Genomic DNA, 23,557 nt, shown 5'->3' with positions numbered 1-23,557 from the left:
CCACCACCCGATGGAGTAATGGGGACAAGGCTTTAAAAATTCTTCCAGAAAAGCTTATAAACGAACCGCCCAAAGTGGCGATAGGTTAAAGATTAAGCTCATGAGGTGAGATAAATGGCTATCTGGCAGGGAAGGTCACTCAGGAAGCCTTCAGGTGGAAGGATTATCCTCGCTAGGAAGAAGAGGAAGAGGGAGCTTGGAAGGGAGCCCGCTTTCACGAAAGTTGCCGAGGGCAGGGAAAAGAAGAAGATAATCAGAACCTACGGCGGCAACAGGAAGGTCAGGCTCATTGAGGCCCTCTACGCCAACGTCTTCGACGGTGGCAAGGGCAAGAAGGTTAAGGTACTCAGAGTCGTTGAGAACCCGGCCAACAGGCAGTACGTCAGGAGGAACATCATCACCAAGGGTGCCATCATCGAGACTGAGATCGGCAGGGCCATCGTTACCAGCAGGCCCGGCCAGCACGGCGTCGTTAACGCCGTCCTCATCAAGGAGGAAAACGCCTGATTTTTCCTTCTTCCTCTGGATGTGTCCTTTTAGCTTTCCTTTAGATGTTCGGTTCTGACGTCTTTATGTCAACTTTTTATGAGTTCCAAACCCTTATATGGTATGGCGACTAATTTACAGTGATGGTATCCTATGGAGAATGAATATTCCCGAGCTGAGAAGATACTTGCAACCCTTTTTGTCATTTTCCTCCTTCTGGCGAGCATCAACTTTCTTCGAGAGCTTGAACGTATTCCCGCGGAGCCAGACTATTCTGATTACCAGGCCAAGTATGGACTAGACGAGCTCCTCGACAATCAGAGCAGGCTACTTACCCTGGAACGGGAGCTATTCAAAACGTATCAAGCGACCGAGGACAACCTGACTGAGGCGGAGAGGGTTTACCTCTTCAAGCGCGAGGAGTACCGCCTGGCCATTGAGAGTGGCAATGTCACGGAGGAGCTGAGGCAGGAATACCTTCAGGCAAAGGAGAACTACGAAAGGGCATACGCGAGGTATCTGGCGGCTAAAGGGGCTTATGAGGATGTTCACCAGCAGCTGGTGGAGCTTAATGCGCGTATAGGCGAATTGAGTGCAAAAACCTGGGACGAGTACAATCGGGAGTATCAGATTTACAGACTCAAAGTTCTGGCGCTAAAGCTCCTCTTCGCTCTGCCGATTTTCATAATCTCGTTCCTGCTCTTCAGAAAGCGCAGGAACATCTACACAACCTCTTTAATAGCCTACTCTTCACTGCTGCTCATCTACCTAATCCTCTCAGCGATATGGAGCACTATCCAGATGATAGGGCTGAGTCTCTTCGGAGCAGGAGCTTCAGCTGCGGCGCTCTACTACCTGAGGAAGGAGTACTTCAAGCCTGGGAGGGTTTACAAGCGCAGGATAGGACAGAACAGGTGCTACCGCTGCGGATTTCCGGTTAAGGATGACTACCTCTACTGCCCCAACTGCGGGGCAAAGCTGAAGGAAAAGTGCGAGAACTGTGGGGCCATGAGACCGCTCTATCTGGAGTTCTGCCCCTACTGCGGCGTCAAGGTTGAGAAGATGGGAGAAGAGGGCTAGAATTCTTCTTCCCTGAACTTCCTCAGTTCATTCTCCATTATTTTCCGCGCCTGCTCCTCGACCATTGGCTGTACCAGCTCTATGACGCGCCTCTTGAGCTCGTTCAGCCCCTCGCCGTTCAGCGCTGAAATTCTCAGCGGCTTAAGGCCTTTACTCTTAACGAACTCCTCGACCTGCCTAATCTTCTCCTCGTCGGCGATATCCATCTTGTTGAGGACAACTATAAACGGGAAGTCTTTGAACTCCTCGTAGATTTCCTCGAAGAGGTGCATCTGCTCCTCAATGGGGAAGCCGCAGTACTCTGACGGGTCGAAGATATAGACTATCACTCTCCCAAGGTGCTTCAAAGCGAGAATTGCCTGCCTCTCGATTTCGTTCCTCTCGCTCAGCGGCCTGTCGAGCAGTCCTGGGGTATCAATGACCTGGTACTTGAGGTAGTGTTCCTCGAACTGGCCGACATTTATGCCCTTTGTGGTGAACGGGTAGCTGGCAACTTCAGGCTTCGCGTTAGTCAGGGCCCTCAGCAGAGTACTCTTGCCAACGTTTGGGTGGCCGGCTATGACAACGGTTGGAAGTTCCAGATCAACGACCGGTAAATCTTTGAGAACGTTCCTTGCCTGGTTGAGGTACTCAAGGTCGTCTCCTATCTCTTTAATAACGTCTGCAACTCTTCCGTAGAACTGCCTTCTAAGCTTGGCTATTTCTTCAGGTTCTCTGGAGTAGCGTATCTTTTCAACGTATCTCTGCTCAAGGTTCCTTATGGTCTTTATCGCCCAGTTGACGTGGGCCAGCGAGCGGTGGAACTGGTCCCGGTCAACGAGCGTATCAACCAGGTCCTGGTAGAACTTCGGAAGCGTCGAAACGCCCGGCGTTCTGTCGAGTATCTTTCTGAGATTGTCCCTCACAACATTGGAGACCGTTCTAACCCTGAGCTCCTCCCTCTGCCGAGCTTTCATTACCCGGTTGCCCTTGGGGGTAAATGCTGAGGCGGCTTTTTCAGCCCTTCGGAAGGCTTTATCGATGAGCTCGTCAGCAGTAAGGACAGTTGGCATCTTCTCGAATGGGTTCTTCATCTCTCTCACCTCTCTTTTTCTCTCGCGGTGGTTAGCTTTTCGGCGGGGTATTTAAAGGTTCGCTAGAGCTCTACCGTTTTGCCCACGTGGAGGGGTTCTATTCTATCCCCAAGTCTCGCCTTCAGATAGGCGTAGGAGTCTATGCCCGTACAGTGGCCTGCGTAGAGCTTTTCGGCGTCAATTTTCTCAACTACGTCATCAAGGAGCTCTTTGCTCGCACCGAGGAGATGCAGCCCTCCGATTAGGGCTTTAACGGGCTTCCCCAAAACGTCTTCGGCGTGCCAGGCTATGTTGAGAACGCCTGAGTGTCCGCAACCGGTGATAACTGCAGCGCTCTCTCCCAGGTCGACTATGAGAGCCATGTCGTCCCTAACGGGGTCTTTGATGAGCTCCCCTTTCTCTTCGAGATAGCCTACCGCCCTGTCCCAGGTTCTTCTCTCGATTTCGCCGGAGCTGATGAAGCCGGGCGCGAACTCGAGGGGCTTCTCGCTTAAAATAAACTCGGCTCCAAGAGCTTCAAGCTCTTCCCTCGTGAACGGAATCCCTATATCGCGCCTGTGTGGCTTAAGTGCTATTCTTCTCCGGAATATCTCTGGATGAGCTATCACCTTGATAGGTTTTCCCCTCGCTTCGAGGAACACTTTAAGCCCGCCCGTGTGGTCGTAGTGACCGTGGGTGATGAATATGTAATTGATTTTTCTTGGTTTTACTCTGAACTCCTCCATGTTGTTGAGAAGGATCCTCCCGTCCGTTCCAGTATCAACGAGAACCCTAACTCCCCGGTGTTCCACCAGGGCAGAGAAGCCATGAGCCCCGAGGGGACCCTTTTTAAAACCCGAGTTATTTTCGCAGAGAACCGTCAGTTTCATATCACTCCCTCGAAAAGTTTATGTTCCCATAGAGTTAAAACCTTTCATGTGGTCACCATGGTATATTTGAATGACTACTCTCTCCCCTTGATTTCGGGTATCATCGTTGCACTGTCCTCGTGGCTTCCAATCAGCCCTGAAGGATATTCCGTAACGCTAATGTTCCAGAGTATGGACCCACTGTACGAAAGCTACCTTGTCCCCGCTTATCTGGGGATTCTGTTCGCTATCTTGTTCCATTTTCGAGAGAAAATAGCTATGGGTGCCCAAAAGGCTATCAGGATGAGCATTGACCCGGATGGGAAGTTTGTCTTTTATTCCTCGCTGTTTACAGTTCTCATCGGGTATCCTGTGGTTGTGGGACTTCCGGAAATCCTCAGCCCAAAGACTGCGGACATAATTAACGCCATTCTTGGCCTGATCATAATTACCGCGGGACTTTTAATGGCCAGACGCATTAGCGTCCCTCTGAGGGGCGTTGATGATCGTCTCCGAGAGCATGAAGATGAACCCACGCTCATCGACTCCCTGGTTGTCGGTTTGGCCCAGGGAATTTCTCTTATTGGGGGCATATCGAGGAGCGGACTCACTTTAACGATCCTCCTGAGCACGGGGGCGAGTGTAAAACGCGCCCTTGAGCTGAGCTTTCTCGTCACCCCGGTGTACCTCGTTATGCGGCTTGCGTTTATAGAGAGCTGGGATCCAGACCTCCCGGTGGCCCTTCTCTTTACCGCATTCCTCGCATCTTTCGCTACAAGCATTCTCACGATGAACCTCCTTCTCAGGCTCGCGGAGTCCTTGAATAGGAGGACCTTCCTTATACTCTTCGGTTCAATCGCGGTGATTGTCTACATCCTGGGGGTGATCTTTTGAAGGCTGTAGTGCTCGCCGCTGGAAAAGGTGAAAGGCTGAGGCCTCTCACAGACGACAGGCCGAAAGTTGTACTCAAGGTTGCCAACAGGCCGATAGTCGAGTACGTTCTCGAAAACCTTGACCCGTTTGTGGACGAGTTCATCTTGATAGTTAGATACCAGAAAGAGAAGCTGATTGAAACTCTCGGAGATGAGTTCAACGGAAAGCCGATAACCTACGTTGACCAGCTTGAAGGGGAGGGAACTGCCAAGGCTATAGAGTCAGCTAAGGATTATATTGAAGGAGAAGAGTTCATAGTTGCCAACGGCGATATCTACTTCGAGATAGATGGCATTAAGGAGCTTATCCAGGCATTCAAGAAGGAAAAGGCAGATGCTGCAGTGCTGGTTAAAGAGTTCGAGGATCTGAGTCACTTCGGAAAGATAGAGGTGGATGGAAACCTCGTCAAGGCTGTGCTAGAAAAGCCTGGAAAGGTCTCCGGTTATGCTAATCTCGGTGTCTATATCTTCAAGCCCGATGTTTTTGAATTCATCTCAAAAACGCCGCTGAGCAAGAGAGGGGAGTACGAGATAACCGACACACTAAACCTCATGATAAAAGCCGGAAAAAAGGTGACCTACGCGGCCTATTCCGGCTACTGGAACGACGTTGGAAGACCGTGGAACCTCATCGAGCTCAACGAGTACCTCTTAAAGAATAAGCTGAGGCACGAGATTAAGGGCATAGTGGAGGAAGGTGCGACTCTCGTTCCCCCTGTTGAGATTGGTGAGGGGACCATCATTAGGAGCGGTGCCTATATCATCGGCCCAGTGAAAATTGGAAGGAACTCTCGTATCGGCCCAAACTGCTTCATAAGGCCATACACAAGTATAGGTGACAACTGCCACATAGGCAACGCCGTCGAAGTTAAGAATTCCATAATCATGGATCACAGCAACGCTCCTCACCTCAACTATGTGGGAGACTCGATAATTGGAGAAAACACAAATCTTGGCGCTGGAACGATCACTGCAAACCTCAGACATGATAAAGGCAACATAAAAGTCGAGATAAAGGGCAAACTCGAGGACTCTGGAAGGAGAAAGCTTGGGGCGATAATAGGCCACAATGTCAAGGTGGGCATAAACGTGACCATTTACCCTGGCAGGAAGATAGGCAGCAACTCCTTCGTCGGACCTGGGGTTGTTGTGGATAAGAACATACCAAGCAACAGCCTCGTGGTAGTGAGACAGGAGAAGGTGGTGATGGAAAGATGATTTGGGGAGATATTATCCCACATATTAACTTTCTTTCGAGATGGTTGCTGTTTTTTGCCGTGGCGTACAAGACGTATCAAACCAAGGAAAAGGGCTGGGCGCTGTTGAGTGCCGCCTTTTTCATTAATGCCCTCGATGTTGAGAGCTACATCTTTGGCCCTCTCGGTATTGAACTAAGCGCTGAGATCTACAGAATCGTCTCCAAGATCCCCAACTTCTTCATAGCTATTCTACTTATCTGGGGAGCGATTCATTTAAAGTATGAGACGACCATGTTAAAGCACGTTGTGTATCTCTCGGTATTTTTGGTTGCTTCGTATGTATGGTTGCTTCTCTTAGCCACTAATGTCTTTGGGGATAACTTTATCCTGAGCTCCCTCTTTCCATCCTTTGCCTATGGCGGAGCCCTTATATACTTCGGCTTGGTGCTGAAACGCCATAAGATTTCGGGCCATGGTGTAGATGCACTGTTTCCATGGGGCTTGATACTCCTCGGAGCTCTGAACCTCACGTATCCATTTACTAGGAATCTCGATCAGTTCGTTCCAGTAGGGTTTTCTCTTGGCGCTCTTTTCAGGCTCATAGCCGCTGTGGGGGCAATCAAATTTGTGTTCAACCCTTTTCCCCATATTGAAGTTTCAGGTAAGCAGGATATTCCATCGGGAGCCTTTCTTTATTATACAAAAGATGACGTCTCTGGGAAGTTTGGCAAGTGGGAAAGCAAGTCAGGACTGGTTATGATAACACGCGAGGATGTCAACACGCTCAAACAGCGGATAAGTCCCGACGCTACAGTGTTTTGGATTACAAGGGCCAGGGAAGGCAGGCTGCATGACTCTCCTGCGATCTATGCCATAAGCCCAACTAAGATAGATATACTTATGGATTTCATAGCCAAGGCATTGCAAGAAGGCTACAGTATCATCTATATAGACGCCATTGAGTACCTCATTCTAGAGAATGGCTTTGAGAACGTCTTTAAGTTCCTCCTGAACATAAAAGACAGAGTACTGACTAGAGGGGGGACAATGATACTGGTAGTGGATCCCAATGCCTTGGAAACGTTCCACAGAAAAATGCTGGAAAGAGAATTTTTGGGGGATTGAGTCCCCCTTCAATCCAGTCCCATCTTTTCAAGGAAGCGCTTGTAGTAGTGAGTGTCCTTCTCGAGCTCGGCCTTCTGGAGGAGCTGTCTCTCTATTGCCCTCAGGGCATCGTGAACAGCCTGTATTGCTCCCCAGGTTTCTCCGGTCGCGATGAAGATGCCTCTGTCGGTAACTACTCTCATCCTTGCCTGATAGAGGTAGACTCCCCTGAACTTCTCGCTGAAGCGCCGGATGTGGAGGTATATTATACCCTCATTGCCTAGCAGATCTTCATAGCCGTCCACGAAGCGTTTGATGTCATCTATAATTCTCTCTCTGGTGAAGTCGCTCAGTAGGGCGGCGTCTCCTCCGAGCTGGAGGTAGAATCTTGCCTCCTTCTCGACCATCCTTGAAATCGGCAGGAGCAAATCCTTGATGGTAAGGATACCTTTAACTTTCTCGTTCTCATCTACAATGATAAGGCCATCGATGTTGTTGTCTATCATTTTTGCAACGGCTTCTTGGACAGTGGCATCGGGTTGTATGGTAATGACGCCCCTTATCATGACCTCCCTAAGCTGGGTCGAGAATGGTGGTATCTTCTCACCAACGAGTTCACCTGTCTGAGCCCTGAAGCGCGGCTTTATAAACCTGACTATAAGGTCATGGAGCGTAACGAGGCCATCAAGCTTACCCTCTTCGTTTACGATGGGTATCCTGGATATAGAGTGATCGCGCATCGCCGCTAAGGCTTTGGCAACCGTGTCGTCTGGCTTGAGAGTGATGACGTCCTTCGTCATGAACTCCTCTACCTTTCTCTTTCCGAACTCTTCCTTAGCGATCCTGTCCAGGAGCATTAAATCGCTTATGACTCCAATTATTTCAGCTTTGCTCTCCCCAACTGGAAGGGAACGCAGGTCAACCTCGATCATAAGTTTGGCGGCTTTGCTTAGATCCTCATCCGGTTTGATAACTGGAGCGGTCTTATAAACATCCTTAACCTTAGCCTTGGTGGGATCCCACTTGAGGTGGGAGTGTATAATAAGGTCTTGAGTAAGGACACCCTTGTATACGTCTCCGTCAAAGACCAGAATAAGGTCAGGGTCTTCCTTCTCAAAGATACCAATCGCCTCAGAAAGTGGGGCGTTGATGTCTATCTTCTGGAACCTGTCGGTCATAACCTCTTGCACAAGAATACCGACCATTTCTGCCACCTCCTTCATTTTATTATTAGGGCGCCCAATAATTTAAACCTTTGCAATCCTGACTCGATAGATTTTAGTTAAGTTAGGTTAATAAATGTTTCGCGGAAAGGTTTATAAAACTCGCACGAGAACTCCAAACCGCGCCGGGGTAGCCTAGCCTGGGAAGGCGCGGGACTCGAGATCCCGTGGGCGTCGAGCCCACCAGGGTTCAAATCCCTGCCCCGGCGCCATCTGCCGAGCCCGTTGGGAGTCTTTTCCTTCCTTACACTTCCTTCCAAAGCTATTCTTGGGGAGATTAAAGGGTAGAAAAGAGGCTTTCAGTCAGGTGGTTATGTAAGCCCCCTCCTTCTCGACTATGACAGTGTGCTCGAACTGAGCAACGAGACCGCCGCGGACTTCCCTCAGTATCGGGTAGCTGTATATCGCCCCCACTCTATCGAGCTGGGCTAGGGCTAGCTTAAGCTGGCCTTCGGGCATAAACCCCTGGAGCCACCGGTATGCGAAGGGAAGGCCGTTGTACTCCCTCTTTATGTGCATAAGCACTCTTCTTGCCTGGGCCATCCTCACTGGCCTGTCTCTGAGATACATAAAAATCAGTGCCGGCGGAACCTCAATGACCTGTCCTGCCCCAGTTGTGGCGAAGGGTTCTATTGCTATCACGTCACCCTCCTTCAGCACGTAGCTGTCCGCTGGACGGTAGATGTTGGGGATTGAGATGCCGGCGTGGAGTTTATACCTCTCTATCTTGTGACCGCTGAGGTTCACTATCGGGTTGAAGCCGTATCCTCTAATGGTTTCTTCTATGGCCTTTCCAATCTCGTTTATCTTGATTCCGGCGCGGATGACTTTTATAGCGTTCTCGAGAGCCTCTCTCGCAGCCGTCACTAGGTCGTCCTCTTCCATTCCGACCCGGAAGGTCAGGGCGGTGTCGGCTATATAACCATCAACGTGAACCCCAATGTCAACCTTTAGGTAGTCGCCCTCCTTTAGAACGGTCTCGTCGCCCTTGTAGGGCGTGTAGTGTGCCGCTATCTCGTTTATCGAAAGGTTGCACGGAAAGGCAGGCTTTCCGCCGAGCTCGATTATTCTTCTCTCCACGAACTCGGCTATATCATAAAGCTTTGTCCCTGGCTTTATTAGGCTAATTACTTCTTTCTTAACCTGTCTGGCTATCTCCCCAGCTTTTATGAGGGCCTCCCTTTCATCCACGTTCTATCACCAGGATAAGAAAGCAGTCCCCGCCCTTAAACCTTTCCACCCAGGAAAAACCTTTTATTTGGTGCAGACCCTACCTCTACGGTGGGCCCATGCTCGAGCTTGGCAAGTACATCAATATATCAGACGATCTCTTCGTAGTCAAAAACCTGATAGGTGCAATCCTCCAGGGCGTCGGCCTTGCCTATCTCTTCCCGATACTGCTAGCCTGGTTTTATCCCGATGAAATCGACTACGTAATCTACTTTGCAATTCCTGGGATATTTAGTATCCTCCTTGGCGCATGGCTCGCGAGACACATGGGGAAGATTGAGGACGTCAATTTGAGACAGGCGATGGTCTCAGCAGCTTTTACATGGCTCTTTGCATCTTTCATAAGCGTCGTCCCCTTTATGGCTATTGGAGGAATGTCGTTCGTTGATTCTTACTTCGAGAGCATGTCTGCCTGGACTGGGACTGGACTCACCATGATGAGCAACCTCGAGAGCTACCCCCACATTCTCATCTTCTGGCGCTCTTGGATGCAGTGGCTGGGGGGAATTGGTATCGTCCTTGTCGCCCTTACTATACTCATCCGTCCGGGAGTCGCGGCGGCGAGGCTTTACAGAGCTGAAGCTAGGAGTGAGAGAATCCTGCCGAATCTTGTCAACACATCGAAGGTTATCTTCGAGATATACTTCGTCCTTACTCTGGTGGGTGTCTATCTCTACTATCTCAACGGCATGCCGCTTTTTGATGCCGTCATACACTCCATGACGGGTCTTGGCACGGGTGGTATGAGTAGCCACGACCTGAGCATAGGCTACTTCAACAGCACCGCAATAGAGGCAGTCACGATTTTCCTCATGATAATGGGTGCCGTTAACTTCACGGTTCACTACAGGATATTTCGGGACAAACACCTGAAGCCATTCTTTGAGGACGTTCAGGTTCGCTACATGTTCGTGTTCCTCTTCCCGACAATAGCGGTAATGGCCTTCAGTCTCGCCCAGATCGGCGATACCATTGGTGATGCCCTCAGACAGGCGGTCTTCCATGCGGTTTCTGCCATAACCTGTACCGGATTCGGGATAGCGGATCTCAGCAAGTATCCCGAGCTGGCCAAGTTCATGATAGGAATACTCATGGTCATAGGAGGCGGTGCTGGAAGCACTGCAGGCGGTATAAAGCTCATCCGAGTTACGTTGATGTACGAAAGCCTCAAGTGGACGATTCAAGGTGCGATACTGCCTAGGGGTGCGATAATCAAGAGGAAGGTTGGGAACTATATATTCAGCGACGAAGATGTTCAGGAGGTCATGAGCTTCACCATGACGTACTTTGCATTCCTTCTCATCGGAACTGTCTACACTATGGTTCGCCTTGGGACGAGTCTCGTTGATTCCTTCTTTGAGGTGGCTTCTGCCCAAGGAAACGTCGGTCTCAGTGTGGGCATCACGTCTCCAAGTCTTCCCGTTGACATGAAGATTCTCCTCATCCTCCACATGTGGATAGGCAGGCTGGAGATATTCTCAACGCTGGTGTTCATAATAAGCGTCTTCTTCCTCGCCCCCAGGGTGGTGGGCAAAAGATGAACGTGATAACCGTTGAGAACCTCAGCTTCAGGTACAGAAGGGCAAAGGAGTATTCCTTGAGGGATGTCAGCTTTGAAGTCAGGAGAGGTGAGCTACTTGGAATAATTGGCCCGAGCGGGAGCGGGAAGTCGACGCTCTGTCTGACGCTTAACGGTATAATTCCCCACTCGATAAGGGGTGACTTTTCTGGAGAAGTCATCGTCCGAGATCCTGGAACTGGAGAGGAGTATAACACCATAGAAACCCCAGTTGCGAAGCTTTCAACCGTTGTCGGACTAGTTCTCCAGAACCCCGAGAGCCAGCTCTTCAGCATGACAGTCGAGGAGGAGATAGCATTTGGCCTGGAAAATCTTGGCCTGGACCGGAACGAGATAATGAGGCGTCTTCGCTGGGTGCTTGAGGTTTCTGGTCTTAAAGGTCTTGAGAAGGAGTTCCCCCCCAACCTGAGCGGTGGCCAGAAGCAGCGCTTGGCGATAGCAGCTGTCCTAGCAATGAAGCCTTCAGTCCTGGTTCTCGATGAGCCAACCTCCCAGCTCGATCCCTTGGGGAGAAATGAGGTTTTAGGACTTGTTTTGCTCCTCAGGAAGGAGCATGGAATCACAGTCGTCTTGGTGGAACATCATACGGATTACATACTCCGCTTCGCAGACAGGATAATAGTCATGGATAAAGGATCGATAGTACTCGAGGGGAAGCCGCAGGAGATAGCGGAGGAAGCCGAAACTCTTAGGAGACTCGGTATAAATCTTCCCCCAAGCCTTGAGATATCTTACGAACTTAAAAAGAGGGGTTTAATAAGCCGGCTGGCTCTCACTGAGGAGGAACTTCTCTCCGGGATAAGATCTCTCTGAGGTTTAATGCTTCACCAAGGAGTGAGTGTTTCAGATCGTATAGCTTGAGCATGAGCTCGAACCTGGCGTCGGGGTCTTCCACTTCCTCCGCCAGTTTAAAGGCCCCTTCAAGTATTCTGAGAGCTTCCTCTCTGTTCTGTGTTCCCTCTATGGAGGCTATGTAGTATAGGGCCATAGCCTTGTGGAAGGGGCTGGCAATGTGTTTAATTATCAGCTTTGCCTTCTCCACCTCCCCTGCGCGGTAGAACATCTCCGCCAGATGTACGAGGACAACATCGAGCTTCTCTGGATCGCGGACCATCTTCATGGCATAGCCTGCCTTGTCCAGGAGGCCTAGTCTTATCAGGTTCATCAGTATCTCCCTGATTATATCATCGTGGTTTTCTGCCAAGTTAATGGCCGTGCGAAGGGCTAGGTCTCCGTTGAGTTCGTCATCGAGCCGGTAGAATAGGATTGCCAGATCAGCCATCAGCAGTGCCCGATACCGAGGATTGAAGAGGGCGTTGACTGCGGGTATCATCTCCTTTATTCTCTCCCGCGTTCTGCTGACATCTTCCTCGTTTAGTGTGCCGGTTTGCTCCTCCTTGTCCAGTTGCTCCACGATGGAGCGTATTACCATTCTCAGGGCCAGGAAGATGTTGTGCTCCTTCTCAAGGTTCTTTATCTGTTCTAGAGCCTTGTCTATCTCTTTCATTTTGAGGTATTCCTCAATTTCTTCTAGGATTTCGAGCTCGGACTTCTTTTCCTTTCCGCCTATGATGGATTTGAAAAAATCATCCAGCTTCCCCATGACCTACCTCCTTCTCAAGCATCAGCTCGAGGTAGGAACGCCTCTCAAACTTCTTGACCCCGAGGGAGGCCAGTATCTTACTCAGTACTCTAACGGTCTCCTCCACGACCTCCTCGCTCTCAGCCAGCGCTTCTATCTCGATGAACTTTCCGAGGCCTTCAACCTCGTCGAGTGCTATGACAATGCCCTTATCAACGTAGTACTTTTCCCTGGTTTTCTCGACGATCAGCACCTCTTTGAATCCTAGACTCTCAAGGATTTCTGTATGCTTGTCCGGATCGCTCAGGGGAACCTCTATCTCCTTTCTCGTCTTCGAATTGGGATCGATTTTCGGCCCTTTATAGGTCATAATGGCCTCAAAGTGCCCGTTGAAACGTCTTATCCTGATCCTTAAAGCTTCGTCTGTCTTGGCAAAGTCCCGACAGGGATGCTGAAAGTAGGTGTCCTCGTGGTACTCCCTTCTTATCAGCTTGAAGTTCTCTCTCACCCTCTCAAACACTTCGTCGTCTGCATAGCCCTTAACCTCTATCTCTATCATCTTCCAACCCCCAAGTTCTTCTCAAGCTTCCTCAGGCAGGTGGGACAGTAGAGCGGCCCCTTAATGTCTGTATCAATTATCGAGTTTGAGAAATGCATGACGCATTCTCCCTTCGGGCAGTGGGGAAGACCAAAGACGTGCCCGAGCTCGTGCATGGCCTCTTTGATTGCTCGTTCAACGAAGAGCCTCCTGTTAGGCAGCTTCCCATAGAACTCCGGCCTGAGACGGAATGTGGAAATAACCGCCGCCCCGAGCCTCGAATTGGCCAGACCGAAGATGAAGTTCAATCCCTCCTCATAGAGGTCGAGCGATGTAATCCCGAGGACTGCTCTTGCATTCCTCATCCTCCCAAGCTCCGAGAGTGTTATCAGAAAAGCTCTCCCAAGAAACTGCCTCCTTAAGGAATTGTATGCCTTCAAAAACGGTTCTGGAGGGATAGCGTCGGATATCTCAACAGTGAGGCCGAAATGTGGATAATACGAGCCTACGAACTTCGCTATCTCCTCGGTCACCATTCCATCAACGGTGCCGATAGGCACGATGAGTATCACCCCTCAACACCCCTGAGGAATTCAAGGAGCTCCTTAACGTACTCGATGTATTCCTCCATGTTCCTGAAGGCTATCTCATCGTTCATGAGGTCGTAATCGTAGATGAGTACCTCCCTCAGCTGGGCGAGGAATTCCGCTTTTTCGGCAGTCTCTTTTGGCAGGATTCCCTTCTCTTCAAGGGACCTGATAAGATCAGAGTACGAAAGGGCTATTATTTCCCTTTTCCGACCGAGTTCCGAGAGGCCCTCAAGGAGGGCTTGTATGGCGAACTCGAGCCTCTTGTATATTCCATCCTTTGCTAGGCCCATCAACTTGAACTCCTCAAGGGAATCTGGCATTGCCTCCTTTATCAGCTCGATGCTCTCAACGATGTATTCAACGTTCACTTCCCACACCTATAATAGGCTGGGAAGACAATGAAATAAACTTTTCCCAGAGGGGGACGGAGAAGAGAGCTGAAATAATCAAAGGAAAGGGCTGGATGCCGGGTTCTATCCCGGAGGAAGTTGCGCCACGAACGTGGTATCATGGAGTGAGGTCCATTGGTCTGAGCTCCTCAAGCATGTACTTGGCGAGCTTTACCGTGAGGTCGATGTCCCTAAGGTCAGCGGTCTCGACCTGGCTGTGCATGTACCTTATCGGTATGCTCAGAACGGCAGTTGCGACGCCCTCGCGGTTTATCTGCATTATGTTGGCGTCCGTTCCGGTTGGCCTTGGGGAGGCCTCGACCTGGAGTGGTATCTCGTACTTCTTGGCAATCTCATCGGCAAAGGTCCTTATCTTGGGGTTAATGTTTGGCCCAACGTCCATAACCGGACCGCCACCGAGCTTGGGAACTATCCTGCCCTTGTCGCCGACCTGCTTGGCGAAGGTGACGTCCATAGCGATACCAATCTCCGGATCGATGGCGTAGCTGGCAACCCTCGCACCCCTGAGGCCGACCTCTTCCTGAACGCTGGCCACGAAGTATATGTCCGCCTCATGATTCTCGATGGCTCTGGCAGTCTCAATCATCGCGTAAAGGCAGACACGGTCGTCAAGGTAGGGCGTTGCAATTCTGTTCTCGTTGAGCTGGGTGAAAGCTGGGGCAAACTCGCCAATGGTTCCAACCTTGAAGCCCATCTCTTCGGCCTCTTCCTTGCTGTCGGCACCGACGTCCACAACAATGGTGTCCCAGTTCGCCGCCTTCTTCCTGTCTTCGGGCTTCTGGAGATGCGGCGGTATGTGGCCGACCACTCCAAAGCGCTCGCCCTTCTCGGTAAAGAAGCGAATCCTCTGGGCAACCAGAGTCCTCGGGTCAACACCGCCAACGGGGACGACGTGGAGGTAGCCTTCCTTGTCGATGTGGTTTACCATGATGCCTATCTTGTCCATGTGGGCGGCGATCATTATCTTTGGTCCATTACCCTTCTTGTGGGCTATAACGTTGCCGAGCTTGTCGACGTAGATTTCATCGACGTAGTCCTTCAGAGCCTCAATAACAACATCTCTTATTCCAAGAAATTCGTAACCGGAAACACCTGGAGCTTCGACGACCTTCTTCAAAAGTTCAATATTCACCATGGCTTTCGCCTCCTTTAGATTTCCCTCTGAAGGTATTCGGCCTCCTTAATAAGGTTTACGAAGAGAAAAGAGAAGTCAGCCCAGGATGACCTGAAGGTAGGCCTCCTCGCCGGGCTCGAGGTGCTCTATCTCCCACACAACCCTGTTGTCCTCCACTTTCGCGCTTCCCTTCGTGGCCCTGGCACCTAGGGCAGTAACTCCCTTCTCGAAGCGGAAGTTGTCAATGCTCCTCAGTCTGGGGGCCTTAACTTTAACGAAGTAATAGCGGTCGAGCCTCTCCTCCTGGATAATGGGCATGAAGAACGCTGCGTAGGACGTTCCGGCGAGCAGGACGCCGGCTATGAGGAGTATTGCCGCGAGAGGACCATAATTCTTTGGCGGCTGCACGGGGGTGGTGGTCGTGTTCGAGGGCGAGCTGGTAGTGGTGGTTGGCGTTGGTGTGGGCGTCACCGGTGGGACGACCTTGGCACTGGCCTCGGCTCCCACGTACCTGCTGCTCTCGGCCTTGAGCATAATGGTTCCATAGCCCGTTTTCTCAAGGTCCACAACCGCTATTCCCGAAGAGTTCGTGACAGCGTAGTCCTTGCCGAGTGGCCCTGATGCAGTAACTGTTATGTTTGGAACTGGCTCCCCAGTGGAATCGACCACCTTCACTAGAAGTGTCCCGTTTTTCTGAAAATAGCTCAGGAAGAGCTTTTTTACCTCTACAAAGGTCGTAACGATCTTTCCGTCGAGATTGAGGACTATCTCGTAAGTCCCCGGCTGGTCCACAAGGTAGGAGACGGTCCCATCGTCGTCGGTTTTGAATGGTACACCATTTATCCTGACGGAGATGTCGGAAACGCCCTTTTCGTCCTCATCGTACACGTGGACGTAGATTGCTCCGTCCCTGAAGTAGGCATCGTATCTCAGGTTCCTCTGGTAAACGCGGAAGGTTGCCGTTGTGCTCTTGAATCTGCCGCTGAAGTTGGCCCAGAAGTAGATCATGTAGTTCCCGACCTTCGGCGTGATGAGGGTGATGTTCTTTATCCAGCTCTCACCTGGCTTCAGGTAGATTGTGGTCGAGAACGTCTCGAGAACATCACCATCGCGGGAGAGAGTATATCCTATTCTTCCTATAATGACACCGTTCGCCCGGGATGTTATCCTGAGGGCAGCCGTGATGTTGCTCCCGTAAGTGTACTCGTCGCCTACGTCGATCCTGAGGGCGTAGTCGACAAAGGTCTTCACACTGACAGTTATTTGGGCCTCTGAATAGCTGGAGCCGGCCCTCGCGACGAGGGTGAGTGTGTATTTTCCGGGATCGACGTTGAGTATCTTGACGGAGAGCGTGTCCTGAATCGTCTCGTTCGGTTCAATTGGGTCTCGAATCACCTTGCTCTGGTAGAGGAAGCCATCCGTTGGGCCGGTGACGTAAACCGTGACGTTTGAGAGTGTCTGGTTTCCAAGATTCATGAGCTTGAAGGGGATTATTATGATGTCCCCAGGAACACCTGAGAATTCGTCGTTGAGCGGGATTATGGCGAGCGGCGACTGGGCACTTACCGCCGGAAGAAAAACCGGAATCATCAGAATTATCAGGGGCAGACCTCTAAGCTTCACCCTTTATCACCCCTTCGAGGGACCTCTGCTTTCCAACAACTTCATCAAAGGTTAGATAGTTTGGTGTCTGCAGGCTAACCTTATAGTTTTTGCCGCCGCTCTCCAGGTTCTCCGGGTAGAAGAAGCGCCAACCGTTGTTTATGAACTTGACCGCAATTATAGGTTTTCCTCCAAACCTCTCCGCAAAGGAAATGAGCTTCTCGTAGTCTTCCCTGCTGAAGTATAGCTTCTCGTCGTGGGTGCTCTTCACCTCTATGCAGAGGTAGAGCTTTCCGTTGCCGGCTATGATATCGACCTTCTTGCTTCCAGCCGAGCGAACAACCGCGAAGCCGGCCTTCTCAAGCATCTTTATGAGCTCCCTCTCGGCGCTTGCGCCTCTTCTGTATCGCATTGCACTCCCTCGGACTATCTTGTCCGGTTAGGTTTATAAGTTATGTCGAGGAGTTAAGGGCGGTGATGAATATGGCGATTTACGAGTTCGAGGGAAAGAAGCCTAAAATTCACGAGACCGCTTTCATCGATGAGACTGCCTCGGTCATAGGAGACGTTGTCCTTGAGGCGAAGACGAGCGTCTGGCCGTCTGCAGTCCTGAGGGGAGACATAGAGCAGATTTACGTTGGAGAGGGCTCCAACATACAGGACAACGTGAGCATACACACCTCCCACGGCCAGCCGACGATCATAGGAAAATACGTTACCATCGGACACAACGCCGTTGTCCATGGGGCGGAGATAGGCGACTACACCATCATAGGCATGGGCGCGATTATCCTTGACGGCGCCAGGATAGGCAAGCACGTCGTCATAGGTGCAGGTGCCCTCGTCCCCCCGGGCAAGGAGATACCAGACTACAGCCTCGTTGTCGGCGTTCCAGGAAAGGTCGTCAGGCAGCTCAGCGAGGAAGAGATTGAGTGGACCAAGAAGAACGCTGAGATTTATATAGAGCTCGCCGAAAAGCACCTGGGAAGCAGAAAGAAGATTGAGTGATGTCTGATGATATCCCGTTTGGTTTCACATATCCCTCACATTTTATTCAAGCCCGCCTACGACCTCTATGAAAGCTACCTTCTCGACAAGGTTAAGGGAGGTCGCATTCCGAAGCACGTAGCTATAATAATGGACGGCAACAGGAGATGGGCCAGAAAGCTCGAAAAGCCCCCCTGGTATGGTCACCTTTTTGGTTCCCGAAAGCTCGAGGAGATTTTGGAATGGTGCCGCGAGCTTGGAATAAGAACCCTTACCGTTTACGCCTTCTCCACGGAAAACTTCAGGCGTTCCCCGGAGGAGGTAAACGCCCTCATGAACCTCTTCGAGGAGAAGTTCCGTGAGCTCGTGAATGATGAGAGGATCCACAAGTACGGCATCCGTGTAAACGTTATAGGCAGGAAGGAGCTCCTCCCCGAGAATGTGAGAGAAGCTGCTGAAGAAGCCGAGAGGGTCACTAGGAAGTACAACAATTACACCCTCAACATAGCTTTGGCCTATGGTGGAAGGAGCGAGATCGCGGACGCCGTGAAGGAGATAGTGGACGACGTTCTGGCCGGAAAGATAAGCCGGGAAGACATCGACGAGGATCTCATTAAGAAGTACCTCTACTATCCCAACATGCCTGACCCGGACATCGTGATAAGGACGGGTGGTGAAGTGAGGATAAGCAACTTCCTGCTCTATCAGATAGCCTACAGCGAGCTCTTCTTTGTTGATGTGTACTTCCCTGAGTTCAGGAAGATAGACTTCCTCAGGATAATCCGCGAGTACCAGAAGCGGCAGAGGCGCTTTGGAAGGTAGCGTTCTTTAATTGGGACCTTCTTCTGGCAGAACCACCCTTTTTAAAATTTTCCGCTAAAGCTTATTAACATTGGACGAGATTTTTCCACGGTGGTGATCAATGAACTACGAGGAGCTCAGCCCGAGGATCAAAAAAGTTTATGCGCAAGTGAGATACCTTGATGACTATCACTGGAAGATCGAGGGTGACAGGATAATCGGAATTCACAAGAAGAGCAACGTTAGAATCACCATAGACGTCGCTGACAACAAGGAACACGCCGAGAAGCTCTCAGAGAAGAAAGCCGATGGAATCAGGATAATCGCGATTCCTGACAAGAACGTGTTCTACATTCACAACGGGGCTTTCATTCTCACTTACCGCTACCTAAAGGCCACTCTTGCAGACATAAACGACCACATAGTCTGGAGCGGCTTTAAGGTCGTCGAAGGAGAGGGCGGCCTTATTCAGGAAGACTTCTACGAGTACCTCGGAGGAGTGCTTGTCCAGCACATAAAGAACAACATGCTCACCGGCCAGGACTACGTTTTCTGGCAGTTCTATAAGTGCGAGCAGTGTGGCAAGTACGTGGACGTCGAAAGCCTTGAGAGTCACCTCAAGGGACACGGAATAAAGCACCATGAGAAGGGCGAGGAGAAGTACGAGGTCTTTGAGATAAACTTCCGGGAAAGAAAGGTCTACGACAAGTACGGCAAGGAAGTGCCCATGGAAAAATTCAGTGAAGAGGCCAGAGACTTTCTCAATGAAATAATGGCTGGCATGACGGGCCCCATTGAGTGATCCCTTCTTTTTTCTGTTGATGCAATCAGCGGGCTGGAATCCAGTATACAGCGTTCGTGGAGGTGATGGCAGTGATGGAGATGAACGTCATTGACATCTTCCGCAAGGAGGACTTTTCCGGTTCAACAGTTAGCATAATTTATGACGCCTACTCTTCCGCCTGGCAAATTTCTTTGTTGCTCTTGCGCTATGGTTTGGAAAACGGATACTTTGGAATCGTCTCAAACTACACCATCCCACTGAATGCGTTTATGAGAAAGGCAGGGACTGTTGGCCTCAATGTCATAGAAGCGCTGAAGAATGGAGAGATGGCAATAATAGACCTCTTTGGTTCAAGGTACCTCTCAAGGGAGGACATTCCAAACGTCTTCTACCTCGATAAGGTCGAGCCAGAAACTCTGAATCCGAAGATCGAACGCATATATACCACCAATTTGAAGGAATATCTCTCGGAGAAGCCAGCACTTCGCCTGATATACACTCTCGATGGTGCATCCCTCATGCTGGGTGAAGATAACACCCTAAAGCTTTTGAACCAGACCCTCGCTTCAAGGAGCATTGAGCTTCCCAACTCCACGCTGATTCTTGCCATCAATCAGGACGTAGTCTCCCGGCGCTTTGTTGCGTGGGTAGCAAGCATAAGTGATTACGTTATTCTTGCAAGGTCTCGGCTTGACGAAGATGGTCCAAGAGAGTTCCTTTATCTGATAACAGCTCCATACGAAGAGTTTGAGCCAACGGCCTATTCCTTCAGAGTCACAAAAGACAAAGGAATAGAAAAGCTAAAGGTACGAAAGATTAGCCCCTGAACTTGGGCCTCTTCGAGAGGAGAAGCGGCAGCGGCCTCGGCTTGTAGGGGAAGCCCTCAGTCTGGCTCCTTATCTCCCTTATGAGGTCCTCGAGCTGCATCTCACCCTGCTTTCCGTCGCTCCTTTTTCTGACGGTTATCGTGTTCTGCTCCTTCTCGTTTCTGCCGACGACGATAACGTAGGGAATCCACTCCTTCTCGGCCTTTCTTATCTTCTTGTTGAGCCTGTCGGAGGTGTCATCAACGTCGACGCGAATCTTGGCACCCTCGAGCTTTCCTGCAACGTAGAGTGCGTAGTCGAGAACTTCCTCGCTGACAGGAATGACACGGACCTGTATCGGGCTGAGCCAGAGCGGGAACATCGGTTTGATGCCCTTGGACTGGAGCTTGGCCTGCTTCTCGAGGATTGCGTACATAACCCTCTCGATGGCGCCGCTCGGCGAGCAGTGAAGGATGAGCGGGTACTTCTCCTTGCCGTCCTCGTCGTAGTAGGTTATGCCGAACCTTTCGGCGTTCTCAACGTCTATCTGGACGGTGCTAAGGGCGGCAGCCTTGTCGAGGTTGTCCACGAAGTTGAACTCAAACTTGAGTATGAAGTAGAAGAACCTCTGCTTCCACATCTCTATCAGGACGGGCTTGCCTATTATCTTTGCCAGCTCGACGATGAAATCTCTGTTCTCGTTCCAGAAGTCTTCGGTGAACCTTATGGCCACCTCGTAGTCCTCTGGAGTTAGTCCAACGCCCTTAAGAACCTCCATACTGAGTTTGTACTGCTTCTTGAACTCGGCCATGGCCTGTTTGAGGTCCCTGGCGACGGTGTGCATATCGGGCATCGTGAAGGCCCTAAGTCTTCTGAGGCCGGAAAGCTCACCGCTCTTCTCGCGCCTGAAAGAGTATCTAGTCAGTTCATACATCCTCAACGGCAGGTTGCGGTAGCTTATAATGGCATCCTTCTTGATGAGGAACTGACCGAAACAGGCAGCAAAGCGGAGGAAGAACTTCTTGTCACCGCTCTTAACGATGTACTGCCTCGCCGGGAAGCGGTTGAGGTACTTTTCAAGCGCTGGGTGCTCGAAGTCGTACATAATCGGGGTCTCGACTTCCATCGCCCCGTACTCAACGACCTTCTCCGTGACGTACTGCTCCAGCAGTCCCTTGATGAGCCTGCCCTTCGGGTAGTAGCGTAGGTTTCCGGGGTCGCTTCCTGGTTCGTAGTCAACGAGCTCCTGCTCGAGCATTATCCTGACGTGTGGTGGCTCCCTGTCAGCGATACGGCTCTTGCTTATCTCGTAGTTGGCGAACTTTCTGAGGTTCTCGTGGCCGGTGAAGTCGAACTTGTCAACCTCTATGAGCTCACCTTCGGGGGTTAGGATGTACCAGTAGCTGACGAGTTCTTCCTCCTCTTTCTTGAGGGCCTCTGGAATCTCCTCCTCGGCCTTGGCTTCGCCGCTCGGGACTATCGTCCTGCTGAGTTCTGCCAGTGGGTGGCCCTTACAAGAGAGCTTGAAGGCCTTGTAGTAGCCGAAGGGGGCGCGCTTGACATTGAAGCCCTCCTCCCTGAGCTTCTCTTCGACCTCCCTAAGAACCTCCAGGGCGATGTCTGGCTTGGCCAGCTCACTGCTGAGGTGGGCAAAGGGATAGACGAAGACATTCTCGGCTTTAACCTGGGAGGCAACATCTTTGATTTCGTTAACGGCCTTCTCGACAACCTCATCGGGATTGGTCTCATCGACTTTTTCAACGCTTATGAAAACCGCCAGAACCTCCTCCAGGCGGCCTTTCTTCTGCTCCTCGCTTATTGGCTCTGGGTTTTTCAAGGCCTTGTCTTTGACCTCGTACTCCAAATAGTCGCTGTGTATTAGAAGCATTCTCATCCTTAACCACCACCATAGGCTCAATTGGAATTACTAAAACTTTTCCCCTTGGCTTTATAAATTCTCCCGCGTGGCAAAGACTTAAAAAATCCTGACGGGAACTTCCATGGAGGTGGGAGAATGGATGAAAAGAAAGGCGTAAAAAACGGCGACCTCGTTCTTCCTGGAGATTACCTCGGTGTCATCGAGGAATATCTCCCTGGTGAAGGTGTCAAGGAGGAAAACGGAGAGCTCTACGCCATCAGGGCCGGAAAGGTAAGGATAGACCCAGACAGGATGGAAATCAGTATTGAACCTGTCACCGATACGCCCCCTCTCCCACAGATAGGCGACGTCGTTATCGCCAAGGTCATAGAGGTCAAGCCCCAGGCTGCGATAGTCCAGCTCGTTAAAATTGAGGGCAGAAATGATAGGGAGATAGCTACCTCGAAGCTCGCCGGGATACACGTCTCTCAGGTCAGAGACGGCTACGTAGAGAGCATGACCAACGAGTTCAAGATAGGGGACATAGTTCGCGCTAAAGTCATCGCTAACGAGAAGAGCCCCATACAGCTCTCCACAAAGGGCTACGACCTTGGTGTTATATACGCCCTCTGTTCCAGATGCAGAGCACCGCTCGTGAGGAGGGGTAACCAGCTCGTCTGCCCAAGGTGTGGCCATGTTGAGACTAGGAAGCTCTCATCCCTGTACAGAAAGCTGAAGGTGTGAACATGGCGAGGGCGAAGAAGGTAATAACCATTCACGTTCGCGATGATAGAGAGAAGGAGGAGTTCCTCAGGGAACTCCAGAGACTCCGCCTGCCGGCTTTCATCTACGTCCACGGGAAGCTCAACGACCTAAAAATAAACATCCAGGGCACGAAGGAGGAGATACGAGATGCCATCCACAAGATCAGGGAGATACACAACCGCGTTAGGGCCAAGCTCTATCCCGACAGGCGCGGACTCTACCGTTACACTATAGATGACCTGTTCAGAGAAGCTGGGGTCAGTGTCTCGACGCCGATACTCCTCAAAACCCTCGAGCTCCTCGGAGAGACTGTGGAAGTCAAGGATGGGGAGCTGGTAACGTCGATGCCCTGGGAGGAAATCGTGGAACTCGTTGAGACCCTCGGCGAGTACCTCTCGGATATATCCCTCCAGACGACCAGACAGATAAGGGAGGTCATCCTGCCGGTTGCGGTGGTCTACGACATGGATCCCTCCGAGGTTACAGACCTGCTTTTGGAGCTCGGCTTGGCGGAGTGGAAAGAGGATAAGTTTAAATACGAACTGGTGAAGAACAAGGATCAGGCGCTGGAGATACTGCTTAACCATCTGAAGGGTGAGGAAAATGAGGATTGAGGTCATCAAGCGTGAGGAAAACGTCCTTGAGTTCTACCTTGAGGGAGAGGACCATACCTTCGCCAACCTGCTCAACGAGGTGCTTCACGAAAACGAGCACGTCACCTTCGCGGGCTACACCATTGAACACCCAGTGCTAATGGCGAGGAAGCCGAAGTTCAGGGTTGTCACCGACGGCAAGATAACCCCAGAGCAGGTCCTCGAGGAGGCGGCGCAGAAGATATTCGACAGGGCTAGGGCAGTTCTCGAGGCCTGGAAAGAGGTCCTGGGCGAGTGAGCCCCACTCTTTTCTAATTTCTAGTCTACATCCAAAACCCTTAAATCCTGGACTGTTCTAACTTTAAGTTGAAAC

The 23,557-nt window shown here is 51.0% G+C and carries 26 protein-coding genes and 1 tRNA gene; 15 read left to right on the top strand and 12 right to left on the bottom strand.

Annotated elements, in window-relative coordinates; translation table 11 throughout:
- Positions 1–114 precede the first annotated feature (114 nt).
- Complete coding sequence (locus tag E3E33_RS09395; RefSeq protein ID WP_012571311.1) at positions 115–507, top strand: 30S ribosomal protein S8e; 393 nt, start codon at positions 115–117, stop codon at positions 505–507.
- Between the two features lie 132 nt (positions 508–639).
- Entirely contained in the window at positions 640–1,566 is a 927-nt protein-coding gene (locus tag E3E33_RS09390; RefSeq protein ID WP_167710797.1) for a zinc ribbon domain-containing protein, read from the top strand.
- Here the strand turns inward: E3E33_RS09390 and E3E33_RS09385 are convergent.
- Positions 1,563–2,639: an NOG1 family protein gene (locus E3E33_RS09385; protein WP_167710796.1), complete on the bottom strand. Its 1,077-nt coding sequence runs from the start codon at positions 2,637–2,639 to the stop codon at positions 1,563–1,565. The genes E3E33_RS09390 and E3E33_RS09385 overlap by 4 nt on opposite strands.
- A 62-nt stretch (positions 2,640–2,701) precedes the next feature.
- Positions 2,702–3,508, bottom strand: a complete 807-nt coding sequence (locus E3E33_RS09380) for an MBL fold metallo-hydrolase (protein ID WP_167710795.1) — start codon at positions 3,506–3,508, stop codon at positions 2,702–2,704.
- Positions 3,509–3,565: 57 nt separating this feature from the next.
- On the opposite strand from E3E33_RS09380, the gene E3E33_RS09375 reads away from it, so the two are divergent.
- The 3 genes from E3E33_RS09375 to E3E33_RS09365 are packed head-to-tail and all read left to right on the top strand — an operon-like array spanning position 3,566 to position 6,743.
- The gene (locus E3E33_RS09375) at positions 3,566–4,381 is read left to right on the top strand and encodes an undecaprenyl-diphosphate phosphatase (protein WP_167710833.1); all 816 of its coding nucleotides are present in this window, start codon (positions 3,566–3,568) and stop codon (positions 4,379–4,381) included.
- Positions 4,378–5,637: a bifunctional sugar-1-phosphate nucleotidylyltransferase/acetyltransferase gene (glmU, locus tag E3E33_RS09370; RefSeq protein ID WP_167710794.1), complete on the top strand. Its 1,260-nt coding sequence runs from the start codon at positions 4,378–4,380 to the stop codon at positions 5,635–5,637. The genes E3E33_RS09375 and glmU overlap by 4 nt, the downstream gene beginning before the upstream one ends.
- A gap of 59 nt (positions 5,638–5,696) precedes the next feature.
- Positions 5,697–6,743, top strand: a complete 1,047-nt coding sequence (locus E3E33_RS09365; RefSeq protein WP_342764286.1) for a DUF835 domain-containing protein — start codon at positions 5,697–5,699, stop codon at positions 6,741–6,743.
- Between the two features lie 8 nt (positions 6,744–6,751).
- On the opposite strand, the gene E3E33_RS09360 is transcribed toward E3E33_RS09365, so the two are convergent.
- On the bottom strand, positions 6,752–7,927 hold the full coding sequence (locus E3E33_RS09360; RefSeq protein ID WP_012571318.1) for a CBS domain-containing protein: 1,176 nt from the start codon (positions 7,925–7,927) through the stop codon (positions 6,752–6,754).
- Between the two features lie 142 nt (positions 7,928–8,069).
- On the opposite strand from E3E33_RS09360, the gene E3E33_RS09355 reads away from it, so the two are divergent.
- Positions 8,070–8,157 (top strand) — tRNA-Ser (locus E3E33_RS09355).
- A 91-nt stretch (positions 8,158–8,248) separates the two neighbouring features.
- Here E3E33_RS09355 and map read toward each other — a convergent pair.
- The gene (gene map, locus E3E33_RS09350) at positions 8,249–9,136 is read right to left on the bottom strand and encodes a type II methionyl aminopeptidase (RefSeq protein ID WP_012571319.1); all 888 of its coding nucleotides are present in this window, start codon (positions 9,134–9,136) and stop codon (positions 8,249–8,251) included.
- 98 nt (positions 9,137–9,234) lie between these two features.
- On the opposite strand from map, the gene E3E33_RS09345 reads away from it, so the two are divergent.
- Together E3E33_RS09345 and E3E33_RS09340 are read left to right on the top strand one after the other, a co-directional pair.
- Entirely contained in the window at positions 9,235–10,716 is a 1,482-nt protein-coding gene (locus tag E3E33_RS09345) for a TrkH family potassium uptake protein (RefSeq protein ID WP_012571320.1), read from the top strand.
- Positions 10,713–11,567, top strand: coding sequence for an ATP-binding cassette domain-containing protein (locus tag E3E33_RS09340; protein WP_167710792.1), 855 nt, complete (start codon positions 10,713–10,715; stop codon positions 11,565–11,567). The genes E3E33_RS09345 and E3E33_RS09340 overlap by 4 nt, the downstream gene beginning before the upstream one ends.
- On the opposite strand, the gene E3E33_RS09335 is transcribed toward E3E33_RS09340, so the two are convergent.
- From E3E33_RS09335 to hjc, 7 genes are all read right to left on the bottom strand, one after another.
- Positions 11,527–12,357: a hypothetical protein gene (locus E3E33_RS09335; RefSeq protein ID WP_167710791.1), complete on the bottom strand. Its 831-nt coding sequence runs from the start codon at positions 12,355–12,357 to the stop codon at positions 11,527–11,529. The genes E3E33_RS09340 and E3E33_RS09335 overlap by 41 nt on opposite strands.
- Positions 12,341–12,895, bottom strand: a complete 555-nt coding sequence (cyaB, locus tag E3E33_RS09330; RefSeq protein ID WP_167710790.1) for a class IV adenylate cyclase — start codon at positions 12,893–12,895, stop codon at positions 12,341–12,343. Before cyaB ends, E3E33_RS09335 begins: the two co-directional genes overlap by 17 nt.
- Entirely contained in the window at positions 12,892–13,446 is a 555-nt protein-coding gene (locus E3E33_RS09325) for an archaemetzincin family Zn-dependent metalloprotease (protein ID WP_012571324.1), read from the bottom strand. The genes cyaB and E3E33_RS09325 overlap by 4 nt, the downstream gene beginning before the upstream one ends.
- Positions 13,443–13,832, bottom strand: a complete 390-nt coding sequence (locus E3E33_RS09320; protein ID WP_167710789.1) for a HepT-like ribonuclease domain-containing protein — start codon at positions 13,830–13,832, stop codon at positions 13,443–13,445. Before E3E33_RS09320 ends, E3E33_RS09325 begins: the two co-directional genes overlap by 4 nt.
- 139 nt (positions 13,833–13,971) lie before the next feature.
- A complete protein-coding gene (locus E3E33_RS09315; protein ID WP_167710788.1) occupies positions 13,972–15,009 on the bottom strand; it encodes a lysyl aminopeptidase in 1,038 nt (345 codons plus the stop codon).
- Positions 15,010–15,084: 75 nt separating this feature from the next.
- A complete protein-coding gene (locus tag E3E33_RS09310; RefSeq protein WP_167710787.1) occupies positions 15,085–16,611 on the bottom strand; it encodes a hypothetical protein in 1,527 nt (508 codons plus the stop codon).
- Positions 16,601–17,002, bottom strand: coding sequence for a Holliday junction resolvase Hjc (gene hjc / locus E3E33_RS09305; RefSeq protein ID WP_012571328.1), 402 nt, complete (start codon positions 17,000–17,002; stop codon positions 16,601–16,603). The genes E3E33_RS09310 and hjc overlap by 11 nt, the downstream gene beginning before the upstream one ends.
- 71 nt (positions 17,003–17,073) lie before the next feature.
- Here hjc and E3E33_RS09300 point away from each other — a divergent pair, with 71 nt between their 5' ends.
- The 4 genes from E3E33_RS09300 to E3E33_RS09285 all read left to right on the top strand — a co-directional run bounded on the left by E3E33_RS09300 (position 17,074) and on the right by E3E33_RS09285 (position 19,989).
- On the top strand, positions 17,074–17,598 hold the full coding sequence (locus tag E3E33_RS09300) for a gamma carbonic anhydrase family protein (RefSeq protein ID WP_012571329.1): 525 nt from the start codon (positions 17,074–17,076) through the stop codon (positions 17,596–17,598).
- Between the two features lie 6 nt (positions 17,599–17,604).
- Entirely contained in the window at positions 17,605–18,399 is a 795-nt protein-coding gene (uppS, locus tag E3E33_RS09295) for a polyprenyl diphosphate synthase (RefSeq protein WP_012571330.1), read from the top strand.
- Positions 18,400–18,499: 100 nt separating this feature from the next.
- Positions 18,500–19,180, top strand: coding sequence for a TBP-interacting protein (locus tag E3E33_RS09290; RefSeq protein ID WP_012571331.1), 681 nt, complete (start codon positions 18,500–18,502; stop codon positions 19,178–19,180).
- 65 nt (positions 19,181–19,245) lie between these two features.
- The gene (locus E3E33_RS09285) at positions 19,246–19,989 is read left to right on the top strand and encodes a hypothetical protein (protein ID WP_238516333.1); all 744 of its coding nucleotides are present in this window, start codon (positions 19,246–19,248) and stop codon (positions 19,987–19,989) included.
- Here E3E33_RS09285 and E3E33_RS09280 read toward each other — a convergent pair.
- On the bottom strand, positions 19,979–21,862 hold the full coding sequence (locus tag E3E33_RS09280; RefSeq protein ID WP_167710786.1) for a threonine--tRNA ligase: 1,884 nt from the start codon (positions 21,860–21,862) through the stop codon (positions 19,979–19,981). The two genes, E3E33_RS09285 and E3E33_RS09280, sit on opposite strands and share 11 nt — an antisense overlap.
- A 120-nt stretch (positions 21,863–21,982) precedes the next feature.
- Between E3E33_RS09280 and E3E33_RS09275 the strand changes: the two genes are divergently transcribed.
- From E3E33_RS09275 to E3E33_RS09265, 3 genes are read left to right on the top strand one after another with little or no spacing between them, the layout of a single operon-like run.
- Complete coding sequence (locus tag E3E33_RS09275) at positions 21,983–22,570, top strand: exosome complex RNA-binding protein Csl4 (RefSeq protein WP_012571334.1); 588 nt, start codon at positions 21,983–21,985, stop codon at positions 22,568–22,570.
- 2 nt (positions 22,571–22,572) lie between these two features.
- A complete protein-coding gene (locus E3E33_RS09270) occupies positions 22,573–23,205 on the top strand; it encodes a DUF2067 family protein (RefSeq protein WP_167710785.1) in 633 nt (210 codons plus the stop codon).
- The gene (locus tag E3E33_RS09265; protein WP_012571336.1) at positions 23,195–23,482 is read left to right on the top strand and encodes a DNA-directed RNA polymerase subunit L; all 288 of its coding nucleotides are present in this window, start codon (positions 23,195–23,197) and stop codon (positions 23,480–23,482) included. Before E3E33_RS09270 ends, E3E33_RS09265 begins: the two co-directional genes overlap by 11 nt.
- Positions 23,483–23,557 lie beyond the last annotated feature (75 nt).

The organism is Thermococcus sp. GR5 (assembly GCF_012027535.1).
Lineage (GTDB): Archaea > Methanobacteriota_B > Thermococci > Thermococcales > Thermococcaceae > Thermococcus > Thermococcus onnurineus.
The sequence above is the reverse complement of the archived record's forward strand: the minus strand, read 5'-3'. Positions and strand labels throughout refer to the sequence as shown.

Excerpts from the sequence above, each read along its gene's own strand:
- E3E33_RS09300 (WP_012571329.1), top strand. The coding sequence starts at position 17,074 with ATGGCGATTTACGAGTTCGAGGGAAAGAAGCCTAAAATTCACGAGACC.
- uppS (WP_012571330.1), top strand. The coding sequence starts at position 17,605 with ATGATATCCCGTTTGGTTTCACATATCCCTCACATTTTATTCAAGCCC.
- E3E33_RS09270 (WP_167710785.1), top strand. The coding sequence starts at position 22,573 with ATGGCGAGGGCGAAGAAGGTAATAACCATTCACGTTCGCGATGATAGA.
- E3E33_RS09315 (WP_167710788.1), bottom strand. The coding sequence starts at position 15,009 with ATGGTGAATATTGAACTTTTGAAGAAGGTCGTCGAAGCTCCAGGTGTT.
- E3E33_RS09290 (WP_012571331.1), top strand. The coding sequence starts at position 18,500 with ATGAACTACGAGGAGCTCAGCCCGAGGATCAAAAAAGTTTATGCGCAA.
- E3E33_RS09380 (WP_167710795.1), bottom strand. The coding sequence starts at position 3,508 with ATGAAACTGACGGTTCTCTGCGAAAATAACTCGGGTTTTAAAAAGGGT.
- E3E33_RS09340 (WP_167710792.1), top strand. The coding sequence starts at position 10,713 with ATGAACGTGATAACCGTTGAGAACCTCAGCTTCAGGTACAGAAGGGCA.
- E3E33_RS09390 (WP_167710797.1), top strand. The coding sequence starts at position 640 with ATGGAGAATGAATATTCCCGAGCTGAGAAGATACTTGCAACCCTTTTT.
- hjc (WP_012571328.1), bottom strand. The coding sequence starts at position 17,002 with ATGCGATACAGAAGAGGCGCAAGCGCCGAGAGGGAGCTCATAAAGATG.
- E3E33_RS09280 (WP_167710786.1), bottom strand. The coding sequence starts at position 21,862 with ATGAGAATGCTTCTAATACACAGCGACTATTTGGAGTACGAGGTCAAA.
- E3E33_RS09265 (WP_012571336.1), top strand. The coding sequence starts at position 23,195 with ATGAGGATTGAGGTCATCAAGCGTGAGGAAAACGTCCTTGAGTTCTAC.
- cyaB (WP_167710790.1), bottom strand. The coding sequence starts at position 12,895 with ATGATAGAGATAGAGGTTAAGGGCTATGCAGACGACGAAGTGTTTGAG.
- E3E33_RS09335 (WP_167710791.1), bottom strand. The coding sequence starts at position 12,357 with ATGGGGAAGCTGGATGATTTTTTCAAATCCATCATAGGCGGAAAGGAA.
- E3E33_RS09360 (WP_012571318.1), bottom strand. The coding sequence starts at position 7,927 with ATGGTCGGTATTCTTGTGCAAGAGGTTATGACCGACAGGTTCCAGAAG.
- E3E33_RS09275 (WP_012571334.1), top strand. The coding sequence starts at position 21,983 with ATGGATGAAAAGAAAGGCGTAAAAAACGGCGACCTCGTTCTTCCTGGA.
- E3E33_RS09385 (WP_167710796.1), bottom strand. The coding sequence starts at position 2,639 with ATGAAGAACCCATTCGAGAAGATGCCAACTGTCCTTACTGCTGACGAG.
- E3E33_RS09345 (WP_012571320.1), top strand. The coding sequence starts at position 9,235 with ATGCTCGAGCTTGGCAAGTACATCAATATATCAGACGATCTCTTCGTA.
- E3E33_RS09285 (WP_238516333.1), top strand. The coding sequence starts at position 19,246 with ATGGCAGTGATGGAGATGAACGTCATTGACATCTTCCGCAAGGAGGAC.
- E3E33_RS09395 (WP_012571311.1), top strand. The coding sequence starts at position 115 with ATGGCTATCTGGCAGGGAAGGTCACTCAGGAAGCCTTCAGGTGGAAGG.
- E3E33_RS09375 (WP_167710833.1), top strand. The coding sequence starts at position 3,566 with ATGGTATATTTGAATGACTACTCTCTCCCCTTGATTTCGGGTATCATC.